Below are 14,371 nucleotides of genomic sequence, written 5' to 3'. Positions count from 1 at the left end.
TGAATTTATCCGGTCAATTCTGATGCATTCATTGACTCGTATGCAAACTTATGCTTGCCGGCCCAGATCGCGTCAAAGGATTTTTGGGGAGACTGGCTCACCAGGTTTGGAAACACTACGGCAATGGAATTTTTGGAATCATCTACCAAAAGCTCTCCCTTGATTTGTTTGGTTAATGAGCGTATCAGTTTGTTTCCGAGGTCTACAGTCGATGACCAATCAAAATGGCTGGGCCCGAAGTTTCCGTTTTCACGAACCACGACATAAAAAGCCAGGTCATCGGTATAAAGATCAATACTTATCGCCGAACTTTCCGGGTTACCGTATGTTTTTTCAAAGACACGGCTGATCACTTCATTAATGATCATGCAAACCGGAACAGCCCGTTCGATATCCAGGATCAGGTCTTCAGGATGCACCGTAATATCCGAATCACTTTTGACGTGGCGATAGTCCTGATTGAGCCTGTTGGTGAGCCGGATCACATATGATTTCAGATTGATTGTCCTGTACATGCCCGAATGTGACATAACCTCGTGAATCAGGGAAATAGAGCGTATCCTTGATTTGGAGTCCCTGAGCGTCTCAACCAGGGCTTCGTCGCCGGTTCGTTTAAGCTGCAGTTCGAACAGCGCAAGAATGATGGATAGATTGTTCCTGACCCGGCCGTGGATTTCATTGAGCAGAACACCCCTCTCCTTCAATGACTGTTCAAGTTCCTTTTCGCGTAGCTGCAGGTCGGTCGTTTTTTCATTCACTTCTCTCTGCAGCATACGGTTCCATGATGAAACGATATAGATACCCGTAAAGCCCACCATCAGAATGATGCCCAATGAGATCCAGAAGATGAGCTGATACGATTCCGTTGCCTGCATGACTTTCAGAACCAGGGTCGGATCGCTCTGCGCCACGGCCTGTGAAATACTTTCAGACCCCAGAAATCTGCCACCGATTACAAAAAGAGATACAACGACAACGACGCTGCCGATGGCGCTGTAGACCCAGCCCAGGGTCACTTCCTTGCGCGGGCTGTCCTCAAAAACGGAATTCTTAATACGGCTGATTTTCGGACTGAATATCATCATTATCGGACCGATAATCAGCATCGATTGTAAAAATGCGCCGGTCCACCAACCATTCCATATTTTGACCGTCATAACCGGGTCGAGTCCCTGTTCAAAACTCCAGATAAACGATCCGAGTGAGCTTGCCATGGCAGCAATAAGGGAAACCACGGTAAAAAATGCGATGCTTTTAATATCTCTCAGGTCAATTCGGACACGGACGCAATAATAGGCCAGTGCATAGATACCGAGGCCCAGAATAAAGGAAAAGGCAAACAGCAGTGCCCAGTATACCTGCATTTCGGCCGAGAATGCGATCACAAATGAAGAGAGGAAAACCGGTATAAATCCCCATTCAAAACCCATCCAGAAAACCAATAGAATTCCGATAATCAGCGGGGGATAGATTAGGAAGAATGTCTGGATCGCATTGGTCTCAATTCCCTCCGATACCCAGCTTCCGGGCAGCATCAGCAGCACCGAGTAGATCGACGCTCCGATCATTAGAACCCATCCCAGCAGTATCATCACGGTTCTGTAGTTCGCAAATCCGTACCTGTTTAATAGCTCGTCCAGACCTGTCGGTCTCCAGCTTCTGTCTGTATCTGTACTTTTCATCTTGCCTGAATATTTGACTCTCTCATGATTTATGTAACAATATATTAGAAATTTTTAATAATTCATCTGGTTCGGAAAAATTTTAATTTTCTGGCCGGAATCCGGAACGAAAAAAGCAGCCGGAACTTTCGTCTGTAGAATCCAACATGTGAATCATTGCTACCTGCGAATCTGAGAAAAAAACCACTGCGAATATTTCTGGCCGGCTGCCTCATCGTACTTGCCTCATGGGCTATCTACATGTCGTATATGGATAGCTGGGGCTTGTTTGCAGAGAACTGGTTCATGACGCTGGTTATGATCTTTGGCTCACTTATCGCCGGTGCCAGTTCGGAAGGCGGCGGGGCCATCGCCTATCCGGTAATGACGCTTATTTTCAGCATTGAGCCCGATGTTGCGCGCAATTTCAGTTTTGCGATTCAGAGTTTTGGTATGACCTCTGCTGCCATATGGATCCTCCTGTCAGGTATACGGGTCGAAAAAACCTACCTCTTACTGGCCGGATTAGGGGGATTGGCGGGAATCGTTTCAGGTTCATGGCTGGTTGCGCCTTTTGTAGTGCCATCTTATGCCAAAATGATGTTTGTTTCATTCTGGCTGAGCTTTGGACTTGCTCTTTGGGCCGTAAATTTTTCCAAAACCCGCAAAAAAACCGACCGGCTTCCTGCTTTGACCCGCAATCAGAAACTGGAGCTGGTGCTGGTAGGAGTTGCAGGGGGTGTGTTCAGCTCAATTTTCGGCAACGGACTCGATATATGTACCTTTTCTTATGTTGTACTGAAGTATGGTCTGTCGGAAAAGGTAGCCACCCCAACATCCGTGATCCTGATGGCTTCCAATGCGGTTGCGGGTTACTTTATCCAGGGAGCTGTGCTACAAAATATGCAGCCCGAAGCTATCGGTTACCTGTTGGTTTGCATTCCCGTTGTCATTTTCGGAGCTCCCGTAGGCGCCTATACCATCAATCGATTTGGGCGGAGGTCGATAGCTTTTGTGCTGATATCGATTATTGTCCTGCAGTTTTTCACCGCTATTTATGTGATCAGGCCGGATCTGACTCTCTCTCTTTTTTCAGCAGGAGTCTTTGTTTTCGGGGTGATCTTTTTCTTCCTGCTCACCCGGAATAACAGGGGCATTCATAATAAATAACCTGAGTTTAGGCAGTGAGTTTTTGTATTGTCCATCAATTGTCATGTCTCCCAATTGGGCAATCAATCATCAGGTCTTTCCCGTGAACCCCTCGAAACAAATCCGGGGGGTTGATCAAAATACGGCCTCGGGGTTAGAATGGTTGCTTCTTCTTACCGCGCGCTTCGCGCGCGGCTGTCGATTGCGCGCCTGCAGTGCTTGAGAAATGCCCCATGCAGCAAGCCACTCGCTGCAGGCTTGATAAAAGCGGAAACTTCATAGATCACTATTCGTTATTCGTCCATCAGATATCTCTTTAAATCTGGCTCCAGATCAGCGAAAGGGCAATGAGAAGTACCAATATTGAAAAACCCATCTGCACGCTCTCACTTTTCACCTTCTCATTGATCTTTACACCGAATAACCCTCCGATAAACGCACCGGCAACCAATGGCAGGCTGGTCCCAAAATCGACGAAGCCCGAAGTATAGGGCGATGCGCCGGCTCCACTCTCTGCGAGAAATGCATACTGAGTCCAGCCTGAAAAAGAGATAATAACAATGGCGAGGGATGAGGTACTCACGGCCCTGGCTATCGGAAGCCTGTACCACAAATTCATGACAGGAACCAAAACAATACCGCCTCCTACTCCGGCCAGGGATGCAACGAAACCGCCGAACCCGCCTGCAGTGAACATTTTTAACCAGCCCATATCACCGGCTTTGAGCTGCAGGGTTACTTTGGTCCGGCTTTTTCTGTAGAAGAGTACCGATACAAAAACCAGCAAAATCACAAACAGTGAGACAAACACATCCTCCGTAAAAAAATCTGACGTTACGATCCGCTTGCCCGCATTCACGCCCAGTGCACCGAACAGGCCAATAATGATTCCATCTTTCCAAAATGTATTTTTCTGTCGATTCTGCTGTATGCTGCTGCTTATGGACGCAATGAACGTACAGAAGAGAGACGACGCAATTGCCCAGCTTGCAGGCGACTCCACGCCCGTTCCGGTAAATACAAAAAAGAGAATCGGTGTAAAAAGAAGACCTCCCCCAACTCCAAAAAAGCCTGCTACAATGCCGGCAAAAATACCCAGAATGAGGAGTAATACGAAGAGCAGCATCAATCCAGGCGAATGTTACCGGTCATGTATGTAATTGCTGAACCGCCGATCTGAACGCGGTCTCCGGCCCATTCACACCTCAGAAGTCCGCCTCTTTCAGAGATCTGCCGAGCCTCCAGCTCATTTTTTCCAAGCCTCTTTCCCCAAAAAGGCGTAAGTACCGTATGCGCCGAGCCTGTAACCGGATCCTCCGGCACACCCACTGCAGGTGCAAAAAAACGGCTCACGAAGTCGGTTTCATCACTGTCGGCAGGCGCTGTTACAATAACACCCCTTACCTCCATTCTTTTAAGAATGATCAGATCGGGGTTCATCTTTTTTACGGTCTCTTCATCCTGAACCAGCACCAGAAGGTCAGTATTTACGCCGGTATAGATGGGAACCGTACCCAGTGCCTCGGGAATCAGTTTCGGAACCGGAATCGGATCGGGGGGCTGTGATGGAAAGTTAAGCCAATAAAGCCCTTTTCTTCTTGATACTGTCAGTTCACCGCTTTTTGATGCAAAGCGTATCACGGAATCTTTATAGTTAAGATGGGTAAACAGAACATGGGCCGACGCCAGGGTTGCGTGCCCGCAAAGATCAACTTCGGTAACCGGTGTAAACCAGCGAATCCGGTACCCATCATTCCCTTCAGGAACAAAAAAAGCTGTCTCCGAAAGATTATTTTCCCCGGCAATTTGCTGCATTACACTCTCCTCAGGCCAGCTTTCGAGCGGAACAACTGCCGCAGGGTTGCCCGAAAAGATTTTATCGGTAAAAGCGTCTACCTGGAAAATTTTCATGAAGAGGGATCTGTTCTGGATTCTTTCTGTCTGTTTAATGTAATGTCAGTTCGAGATAAGGAAATGAACCGAAAAATTCCCCCTCTCTCCGTAGGGATCCCTATGGGAGAAGGGTGAAGAGTCCGTCCCGAATGTCGGGACGGACGAGGGGGGATGACCCGCCCCGTAAAGGATCCCTTCGGGGCTGAGCGTTGATTTGACTCTAATAATTAAATTTAGTCGATAATTTCACTACTGTTCATCCCCCATTGCCCACAGTCAGCCGACGTTGGGACACTCTTCAACAAGCTCTTATCTCGAACTCACGTTAATGTAGTAAATCGGTTCATTCAATTCACACCTCTATTGCCCACAGAGTCTGCCTGAAATCATCATTCAAAATTCAACAAAAGATTGCGACCTTTAGGTATGAGTATTCATGCATCTGTTTACCCCGATAGTACCCTTCGCAAAACCGGCTTTGAAACGGTAAGGGAAGCTACGCTGAGAAAGTGCTTTACCCTTTATGGAAAGGAAGAGATCTCATCCTTCAAACCGTTCTCCGATTCAGAGAAAGTCAGGAACGAACTGGGGCGGTCATCTGAATGGATGCATCTGCTGCAAAGCGGCCTTAACCATCCGCTTACTAACCTTGATGACGTACGCCCCCACCTGAGAGAGAGCCGCGCAGGCGGATCCCTGCTGCCCCTCGAGAGCTTTCCCATTATCCTTGCAAATGCTCGTCAGGCCCGCATTATCAAACAATTTTTTGTCCGAACAGAAGTCACATACAAAGCCCTTCAAGAAATTACAAACCGCCTTGTAAATCTCAAGCCTCTTGAGGAGGCCATACAGAGAGTGGTAACCGACAGGGGCGAACTTAAGGATGATGCCAGCTCCGAACTGAAAAGAATCAGGGGTAAATTAAACCGCGAACGAAGCAGGCTCCGGAGCACCATACAACGCGTTATGAAAGATCTGGCCAAAAAAGATGTCGTTTCTGACGAAGGCGCCACAATTCGTGCCGGACGCATGGTAATTCCTGTACAGGCCGAGTTTAAACGCAAGGTTGAAGGCTTTGTGCATGATGTGTCATCCACTGGACAAACCGTTTATATCGAGCCGGTTCAGGCGCTCCAGATCAACAATGAAATCCGGCAGCTTGAATTGGAGGAGGAGCGCGAAATTGAAAAAATTATACGGCAACTTACAACTGAGGTTCGCACCTACAGGGAAGAACTGGAGCTCAATTGCGGGTATATCGGAGAGCTCGATGCCATTCATTGCAGGGTCAGCCTGGGTCTCGATCTGGACGGTGTGATCCCTTTGATTTCCGACTCCGGAAAATTGAACCTGATCCGGGCAAGAAATCCGAATCTGCTGCTAAAGCAAATCGGATCAAAAGATAACAAGGAACCTGTAATTCCGCTGAATCTGGAGATGAGCGGGACCGAGCGGGCGCTGATCATTACCGGGCCCAATGCAGGCGGTAAATCGGTAGCCATGAAAACAGTAGGACTGATTTCTGCCATGCTTCAGTGCGGATACCCTGTGCCTGTTCAGCCCGACTCCGAAATTCCGGTGATATCAGGCCTTTTTGTGGATATCGGTGATGAGCAGTCGATCGAGAACGACCTGAGCACCTTTTCCTCCCGGCTTGACTGGATGAAACATGTGCTCGAAGACGTACCTCGCAGGTCCCTGGTACTCATCGATGAGGCCGGTTCCGGAACCGATCCGGAAGAGGGAGGCGCCCTTTTTCAGGCCTTTATTGAAGCGATGATTGACTCAAATTCACGCGTTATCGCAACCACACATCACGGATCGCTTAAAGTGTTTGCTCACGAGCACCAACAGGTTATAAACGGTGCAATGGAGTTCAACCAGGAGAGCCTCTCCCCCACCTATAGATTCAAAAAAGGAGTGCCTGGATCCAGTTATGCTTTCGAAATCGCTGACCGAATGAACCTGCCCGGCTCCATGATGAAACGCGCACGATCACTGCTTGGTGAACAGCGCGATAAAATGGGTGATCTTCTGGTTAATCTGGAGAAACAGATGCAGGAATCGGAAGAGTTAATGGCCGATTACAAAGAGAGGCTGAGCAATCTTGAAAAGCGTGAAAAGGTGTACATCGATAAAGCATCCAATTTTGAGAATAAGAGGAAGAAAATCCTTGAAAGAGCCTACAAGGATGCGGAAGAGATCATGAAAGGGGCCAACAGCCGAATAGAAGAGGCTGTTCAAAAAATTGTGGAACTTGGCAAAGAAGACAAAGACGCCATTCGTGAAGCACGCTCTGATGTGAGGGATGCGAAGAAGGAGATCAGCCTGAAACGCAGCCTTGCGGAGGAGGAGAAAAAACCGGTACGAACCGGCGAAACTCCTGCGGTGGGCGATACCGTTGTGATCGGTGACAGTGATACAACCGGCGAGCTCATTGACCTTTCCGGTAAACAGGCTACCGTGCTCGTTAACGGAATGAAGATAAAGTCGAAGCTGAATAAACTTGTTAAGACGGAGCCTCCAAAAAAGAAGAAGAAATCACCTGCGAAGCAGAGGTCGTACGGCGGGTCTGAAGCAATTGATCTCTCTGTGAAACCGCGGCTCGACCTTCGCGGTAAGCGAGGTGATGAAGCCATTAAAGAGCTAACCCTCTATCTTGATAAAGCGGTTGCCCGGGGCCTGAATGAAGTTGAAATTGTGCATGGAAAGGGCGAAGGCATTCTGCACAAGCTGGTTCATGAATACCTGGAGCAGCGTAAAGAGGTAAAGGAATTTGATATTGCTCCCTGGGAAAGTGGCGGCAGCGGCTGTACCATTGTCAAACTTTGACTATCTATAGCGTAAACGAGTACCATCCGATAATCCTTATCAAATACAGATGATTCGAGTCTTTTCACTTATACTTGTGCTCTTCTTCATCACCGATACCCTTCAGGCACAACTAATCTCCTGGAGCGATCTGATTGAGAGGGAATTGCCGCAGCCTGATGAGCGCATCCGGTACGGGTCCGACTCTCTGCAGTTCGGTGATCTTTGGATTCCGGAAGAAGAAGCCCGCGCCACAGTGATTCTGGTGCACGGAGGCTGCTGGCTTGATATCTACCCGGGCGTAGAGATCATGAACCATATGGCAAATGCTCTGCGCAGTGAAGGATTTGCCGTATGGAACGTGGAGTACCGGCGGCTGGGACACGACGGGGGCGGCTATCCGGGCACATTTCTTGATGTAGCATCCGGTGCTGACCATCTCACTCAGATTGCTGAACGGTATGAACTACCCATCAATACGGTACTTGTGGCGGGGCATTCGGCCGGCGGACACCTGGCCACGTGGCTTGCAGGCAGAAAAAATATTGACCCGACAAGTCCTCTCTACACCGCAGAGCCCATTCAGGTTCAGGGAGTAATTTCCCTTGCGGGCATCAATGACCTTGAGAGGTATGCAAGCTATGGTGCATCACCCTGCGGAGAAAAAACCGTTGAACGCCTCGTTGATCTGGACTCCCGCGGTGAGAGTGCCTATCTGGATACCTCGCCTCTGCACCTTCTTCCACTCGGAGTGACGCATGCCGAAGTAAACGCTGCATTCGACGCTCCCGTACCACCCTTTTTCGGCTACCGCTTCAATCAGGCCCTGAGCGATGCCGGCGACAGTTCGGTACATGTTGTACTGGCAAACGCAGGGCATTTTGAGATGATTGCTCCGTGGAGTGAAGAGTGGAACCGCGTACTCCGGCTTTTTACCACAATGACGTATGTCAAAAACTAATACCTCAAGTGAAGAAGCCGTGCTTCCCCGACTGGGGTGATCGTGATGATCAGCAGATTGCCGTAATCGGATTCATCAAATGTTTCTTTAAAGTGCTCACGGCCCAGCAGCGCATTTGCAAATGCAGGTGTGGTATTGGAATGGCCGCTGATCAGCACAATATCTCCACGGTGAAGACTCCGCCATTCCGGAACAGTCTCATCCGGTGAGCCCGGGTCGTACTCTGAAAGTTCCAGCCCGTTGTTTTCAGCCAGCGGACGAGCCGTTTCCCGCGTGCGGATATAAGGTGTGGAGTAGACCGCATCAAAATCGATTTCAGCAAGCATTTTGGCCAGCCGCTCTGCACGTTCATAACCTTCCTGAGAAAGATCCGGATCCCTGCTGTTGTCTTCCTTCTCTGCATGGCGCACCAATATGAAGGTGCTGATATTGTCTGCCTCCTGAGCATTACCCTTAAGTGGAAACAATAGGCAAAACAGGGAAATGGCAACGATTGATTTACTCGTACGATTCATATTTGTCCTGGATCTTTGGTTTAAAATGGTATTGAATGGTGAACGAAATTATCATTCAGGCCGGCAGGTTTACAGTTTGAAAATACAATTTTCAAACTGTTTTAGAACCCATTAATTAGATACGATTCATTTCATTTTTCTCGCTGTATTTCGCTGGGTTAGTCACTGATTCAGGCTGATGATTTACTCTATTGGGATGCCTGTATCGTGAGAAACACTGATGACCATTCAATTCCTGTGCCAATTGTACAGTTGATTCTTGAAATAGATAACTTTCACAATATATTGAATCCGGAACAACGCAATCCTGAACCTGACGCACCAGAACATATGAAATCTATTTGCATCCTCCTGTGCACGTTCCTTTTAACATCCTGCACCATGAATGATAACAGCTACAATTTTGATTTACAGGGGCATCGCGGAGCACGCGGACTGATGCCCGAAAATACGATCCCCGCTTTTCTGAAGGCGATGGACCTCGGCGTGGATACGATTGAGCTGGATCTGGTGGTCACAGCCGATGGCCGGATACTGGTGTCACACGAACCCTGGTTCAGCCATCTATTTACAACCCGGCCCGACGGCGAACCGGTAACCGAAGAAGAAGAGCGCTCGCTCAATATTTTTAATATGACCTTTGAGGAGACGCAGCAGTACGATGTGGGAAAGAGGGTAAATCCCAATTTTCCGAACCAGGAAACGATGGAGGTAACCAAACCTCTTTTTTCAGAAGCTGTTCGCACCATTGAACAATATGCGGAAGAAAACAACTTCCCTAAGCCATTCTATAATATCGAAACCAAAAGTAATCCTGAATTTTACGGAGAGATGGTTCCGCAGCCGGAGGAGTTTGCACGTCTTCTTTATGAAGAGCTCACCCAGCTTGATTCACAGCTGGGAGTTGCAGAGCGCATAATCGTTCAGTCATTCGATCCCCGCACGCTAATTGAATTCCGAAAACTGAATAGCGCAATCCCGCTTGCCATGCTGGTCTCCGACCAGCGACCCATGCAGGAGTATATCAGCCGGCTTGGCTTTACACCTGAAATCTGGAGCCCGAACTACCGATTGGTAACACCTGAAATGATTGCCGAAGCCAGGGAAAGAGGCATGCTGGTGATTCCATGGACAATCAACAGGGTTGACGAGATGAGAAGGCTGCTGATGATGGGTGTGGATGGTATCATCACCGACTATCCGGATAGCGCTGCGGTGCTCAGATAAAACATTCACCTCCTCATGCGCAGTTCCACTGCGCATGGCTCCCGGCAGCTCCGCTGCCATTACAAAAACCCCACCATTAATCTATAAGGTAGCCTGACTCTGGAAAAACAGCCCCCCTTATGCTTGCACCCATGTGAAGAAGAATAAAATCGGCACCTTAGTTTATATTCGGAACAGCTGTTGTATCTGCAAGTTTTTTACGATATGCCCTCACCAGTGCATTCGTAAAAGCCGCCTTGTCACTTCTCAACAGCTCCATCTCCTCTCCATTTACAATGGAAGGGTTAAAATCCCGGAGATGGGTATCGCTCCAAATGGCAAGCTCCACGATGATAGGTGCAATTGCCAGCCCCCTCTCTGTTAAGAGATAGAGGTTCGACTTTTTGTTTTCGGGCAGCTTATTCTTGGTAACAATTCCTGCTTCTTCAAGGAGCTTCAGTTTTGCGGAAAGAATATTGGTAGCGATAGCCTCCTCACTCTCTGTAAATTCCTTAAAGGTTTCCTTTCCCTCTAAAAGCATCTGTTTTACTATCACCAGCATCCATTTATCACCCAGAATGTCAAGTGCTGAGGTAATCGGGCAATCACATCTGAATTCATGTTTCATATTATTTCATCAAGATTTACTTGCATCATGCAATTAATTTTATTTATTGCTTGCAATTTAAAAGCAAAAACGTATCTTTACTTGCGAATTAAAAGTAATCAATTTTCACCAACCAAAAAAAGTACTCTATTTCCGGGTACAGGCCTTCCCGCATGCTGCAGTTCAACAAATTCAAACAGCGGGAGCAACCTCAATAATCCAATTACAAAAATGAATAAAAAAGAAACTGTGGGCACTTTCCTGAGTGCTGTATTACAAAATGATCCTGCAACCATGCGTGAACTGGCAAATGCCGATTACATCCAGCATAATCCATTTATTCCAACAGGGCTGGAGCCGTTCATACAGATGCTGCCCTTACTGCAGGAACACGGTACTACTGCTGAGAATATCCGGATGTTCCGTGATGGCAATTACGTTTTCATGCACAATATCTGGAAAAATGCCACACCTTTTGGTGCCGATGAGATGGTGTCATTTGACATAATCCGCCTGGATGACAATGGTAAAATAGCTGAACATTGGGATGCCATGACTCCACTGGTGCACGAAACGGCCAGCGGAAGAACACAAACAGACGGACCTGCAGCTGCTGAGAACCTGGATAAAACAGAGCTGAACAAAGCGGTGGCTGTAGCATTGATAGAAGATGTGCTCATGGGCCAAAACCCCGAAAAAATTACCGAACACATCAGTGCTGAGCAATATCATCAGCACAATCCCGGTATAAAAGACGGCCTTAAGGGGATACTGGAAGCCGTAGATTATCTCACCTCACAGAACAATTTGTTCAAATACACCAAAATACATAAGGTACTGGGGGAGGGGAACTTTGTGCTCACAGTAAGTGAAGGTGAATGGAGCGGGAAGAAGCAGGTCTTTTACGATTTATTCCGGATAGCAGATGGTAAGGCCGTTGAACATTGGGATGTGATTCAACCGATACCAAACGAAAATTTAGCGAACCACAACACAATGTTTAATTTTTAAATAGATGAAAATGAAAAATGTAATCATCACGGGAAGCAGCAGTGGTTTCGGCTTACAGGCTGCTAAGGATTTTGCCGATAAAGGCTATTATGTATTCGCTACAATGCGGAACCCCGGCGGGAAAAACGCATCAGTTAAAGCGGAATTGGAAGAACATTCGGCCCAAATAAAAGTTGTGGAGATGGATGTTACGGATGATTCTTCCGTTCAATCGGCCTTCGCTGATATACTTGCCGAAGAAGGCAAGGTGGATATTCTGATCAACAATGCGGGCATAATGTACGTAGGTGTTACGGAGGCCTATAGCGTGGAACAGGCCCATCAGCAGATGAATACAAATTATTATGGGATCATTCGCGTAACGCAGGCAGTCTTGCCCACAATGCGTAAAGCAGGCAAAGGCTTGATAATTAACACCACTTCCGTAGCAGGCAGGGTCTCATGGCCGTTTTTTGGAACGTATAATGCCACCAAGTTTGCCGTTGAGGGCTACAGCCAGGCGTTGAAATATGAAGTAGCACCTAAAGGCATCGAAGTGGTGCTGGTTGAACCCGGTCCGTTCGGTACGGGACTGATAGGTTCTATTCAACCGGAGGAACGCACAGAAGTGGTGGCAGAGTATTCTGAGCTCAATCAAATAAAGACAGGAATGATTCAACAATTCGAACATTTCCTGAATACACCTGATGCCCCTCAACCGCAACTGGTGGTGGATGCCTATCTGGACTTAGCGGAGATGGAGCGGGGAACCCGTCCGACACGAACCGTGGTGGGGCTGGACTATGGTGCTTTTAAGATGAATGAACTGACGCAACCCCTGCAGGATGAGGTTTTAAACTCGTTGCAGCTTGAATTTATGCTCGAAACAAAGGTTTAGCGTGCTTTATTAATGGAGTCACCCCGAAACACGGTCAAATCCAGCAAGTCGTACTGCTCACTAATGGCTTGAGGGTCAGCCTCCGGTATATTTTTTAAATGCCGGTCAAAAAAAGAGGTGACCAGATTCGTCACGATTTCCGTTCCAAGACGGGGATCGATATCACCGGAGCCGGAGAGTGACGGATATGGAATCATGAATGGAATATCCATAAAGTCAGGGTGACCCGATTTCAGTAATTTTGCCTCGTAGAAGTAGTCGCTGCTTTTATGGATGTAGATATGCGAATTAATGTCTTCATGGTCTTCGGGCCAGTCGGCAGAAACGTAAAGGTAGGGTATCGAATACGTGGTGTCGATCATACTGCCCCACTGAATACCGTCCAGATTTACTGCAGCTTTCACCCTGTCATCCCTCATGGCAACATTACCTGCCGCTCCTCCCCCCACAGAGTGCCCAAATACCCCAATTTTATTGAGATCAAGCCTTCCTTTCAGCAATCCTTCGGTGTTCCATTCCTCAAGAAGGTCCATCGTAAGAATCATGTCTTCGGCCCAGCGATCCTGGATTTCGCCTTCGAAATAATCTTTAACAGCTTCCCTGACGATTGGGTGTCTTTCCCGGTAATCAAAGCCATTTTTGAATGCATCCCGGATCGGCTGAACCAGCTCCATGGATCCGGACGAAATCTCTCTCTGGTAGTCATAATCAAAGTACTCCTTTCTTCCGTCGGGAAAGGTTACCCCAAGGCTTTCAAAGGTGTGATTCATATTGACGATCACATATCCCCGGCTTGCAATTTCAGTCAGTAGCGCATAGTAGCCGGTGGCTTTTGACCCGTAACCGTGTGAAAAGATCAATACCGGAAAGGTATCCTTAGCAACGGGAATATCAGCAAATGCATAGGTCTCCACGTAGTCCAGATAATTGAGCGCCGATGGCGGCAAACCGTATTTAACGGCAAAACCTTCCCTGCCGGCTTCATCAAGATATTTCTCCCCTTTTAAGGATGAAACGTCTGATTCACCCGGGTACCAGATCTTCAGCATCAGCTCGCGCTCATCTGCGGGTTCTGAGGTTATTCCCTCCTCTTCACCCGTTTTAACATGGATCATTTCAGTTCCCACACTATAGATTCCGCGAGGTTCGGGCAGTGAAAAGACGGGAAAAACAGAGGGTAACAACCAGCCTGTAAAGATCAGAAAGGTCAGGCTTATAAAACCCACAACCCTGGCGAAAGATAGTCGGGCCGGCTTATTGACATCCAAAACCTGAATACTCCACCCAACTGTGAGGATCAATACATACGCAGGGATCATCTGCCAGCGCCATCCTTCAATCAAAAGATGCAGTAATATCAGGATACCAAGAAAAAACAAAACGTAACCTGACTGTATCCGCATCAACAGAGGCCGCTTCACATACGGCAAAACGGTTCCGGTCAGAAGAAGGGCAACTTCGAAAATTCTCATAAAATCAGGGATTATCGTGTGGGTTTACTTGCTACCCTAAAACTCTGCGGATCAAAACAGAGTTGCCACGTCAAATCCCTTCATAAACCGGTAACTCATCGATAATTAAAACATTATCAATATCTATTTCATAACAATTGGATATTAAACATTATATATCGTTCAGACTGCAACCTGTCAGAAAGTAAAAGCCGGGAGGTCTGATCAT

The 14,371-nt window shown here is 47.6% G+C and carries 12 protein-coding genes; 6 read left to right on the top strand and 6 right to left on the bottom strand.

Going from position 1 to position 14,371, the window contains the following annotated elements; genetic code table 11:
• Nucleotides 1–5 precede the first annotated feature (5 nt).
• Nucleotides 6–1,682 carry a sensor histidine kinase gene (locus tag DDZ15_RS05835; protein ID WP_109646065.1) on the bottom strand — a complete coding sequence of 559 codons (1,677 nt, stop codon included), beginning with the start codon at nt 1,680–1,682 and terminating at the stop codon, nt 6–8.
• 156 nt (nt 1,683–1,838) lie between these two features.
• Between DDZ15_RS05835 and DDZ15_RS05830 the strand changes: the two genes are divergently transcribed.
• A complete protein-coding gene (locus DDZ15_RS05830) occupies nt 1,839–2,831 on the top strand; it encodes a sulfite exporter TauE/SafE family protein (RefSeq protein WP_109646063.1) in 993 nt (330 codons plus the stop codon).
• 295 nt (nt 2,832–3,126) lie between these two features.
• Here the strand turns inward: DDZ15_RS05830 and DDZ15_RS05825 are convergent, their stop codons facing one another.
• Both DDZ15_RS05825 and DDZ15_RS05820 read right to left on the bottom strand, forming a co-directional pair.
• The gene (locus tag DDZ15_RS05825) at nt 3,127–3,936 is read right to left on the bottom strand and encodes a sulfite exporter TauE/SafE family protein (RefSeq protein WP_109646061.1); all 810 of its coding nucleotides are present in this window, start codon (nt 3,934–3,936) and stop codon (nt 3,127–3,129) included.
• Entirely contained in the window at nt 3,936–4,721 is a 786-nt protein-coding gene (locus DDZ15_RS05820; RefSeq protein ID WP_109646059.1) for a PhzF family phenazine biosynthesis protein, read from the bottom strand. The genes DDZ15_RS05825 and DDZ15_RS05820 overlap by 1 nt, the downstream gene beginning before the upstream one ends.
• Before the next feature lie 408 nt (nt 4,722–5,129).
• Between DDZ15_RS05820 and DDZ15_RS05815 the strand changes: the two genes are divergently transcribed.
• On the top strand, nt 5,130–7,535 hold the full coding sequence (locus DDZ15_RS05815; protein ID WP_109646057.1) for an endonuclease MutS2: 2,406 nt from the start codon (nt 5,130–5,132) through the stop codon (nt 7,533–7,535).
• Nucleotides 7,536–7,584: 49 nt separating this feature from the next.
• Nucleotides 7,585–8,475 carry an alpha/beta hydrolase family protein gene (locus DDZ15_RS05810; RefSeq protein WP_109646055.1) on the top strand — a complete coding sequence of 297 codons (891 nt, stop codon included), beginning with the start codon at nt 7,585–7,587 and terminating at the stop codon, nt 8,473–8,475.
• Here DDZ15_RS05810 and DDZ15_RS05805 read toward each other — a convergent pair.
• A complete protein-coding gene (locus tag DDZ15_RS05805; protein ID WP_109646053.1) occupies nt 8,472–8,990 on the bottom strand; it encodes a phosphoglycerate mutase family protein in 519 nt (172 codons plus the stop codon). The two genes, DDZ15_RS05810 and DDZ15_RS05805, sit on opposite strands and share 4 nt — an antisense overlap.
• 381 nt (nt 8,991–9,371) lie before the next feature.
• On the opposite strand from DDZ15_RS05805, the gene DDZ15_RS05800 reads away from it, so the two are divergent.
• On the top strand, nt 9,372–10,217 hold the full coding sequence (locus tag DDZ15_RS05800; protein ID WP_158278632.1) for a glycerophosphodiester phosphodiesterase family protein: 846 nt from the start codon (nt 9,372–9,374) through the stop codon (nt 10,215–10,217).
• A 157-nt stretch (nt 10,218–10,374) separates the two neighbouring features.
• Here the strand turns inward: DDZ15_RS05800 and DDZ15_RS05795 are convergent, their stop codons facing one another.
• Nucleotides 10,375–10,824, bottom strand: a complete 450-nt coding sequence (locus DDZ15_RS05795; protein ID WP_109646049.1) for a winged helix-turn-helix transcriptional regulator — start codon at nt 10,822–10,824, stop codon at nt 10,375–10,377.
• Here DDZ15_RS05795 and DDZ15_RS05790 point away from each other — a divergent pair.
• Nucleotides 10,816–11,814 carry a nuclear transport factor 2 family protein gene (locus DDZ15_RS05790; RefSeq protein ID WP_199222893.1) on the top strand — a complete coding sequence of 333 codons (999 nt, stop codon included), beginning with the start codon at nt 10,816–10,818 and terminating at the stop codon, nt 11,812–11,814. The genes DDZ15_RS05795 and DDZ15_RS05790 overlap by 9 nt on opposite strands.
• A gap of 10 nt (nt 11,815–11,824) precedes the next feature.
• Complete coding sequence (locus DDZ15_RS05785; protein WP_158278631.1) at nt 11,825–12,691, top strand: SDR family oxidoreductase; 867 nt, start codon at nt 11,825–11,827, stop codon at nt 12,689–12,691.
• Here DDZ15_RS05785 and DDZ15_RS05780 read toward each other — a convergent pair.
• The gene (locus DDZ15_RS05780; RefSeq protein ID WP_109646043.1) at nt 12,688–14,163 is read right to left on the bottom strand and encodes an alpha/beta hydrolase family protein; all 1,476 of its coding nucleotides are present in this window, start codon (nt 14,161–14,163) and stop codon (nt 12,688–12,690) included. The genes DDZ15_RS05785 and DDZ15_RS05780 overlap by 4 nt on opposite strands.
• Nucleotides 14,164–14,371 lie beyond the last annotated feature (208 nt).

Source organism: Rhodohalobacter mucosus (assembly GCF_003150675.1).
Lineage (GTDB): Bacteria > Bacteroidota > Rhodothermia > Balneolales > Balneolaceae > Rhodohalobacter > Rhodohalobacter mucosus.
This window is presented reverse-complemented; position numbering and strand designations above follow the sequence as displayed.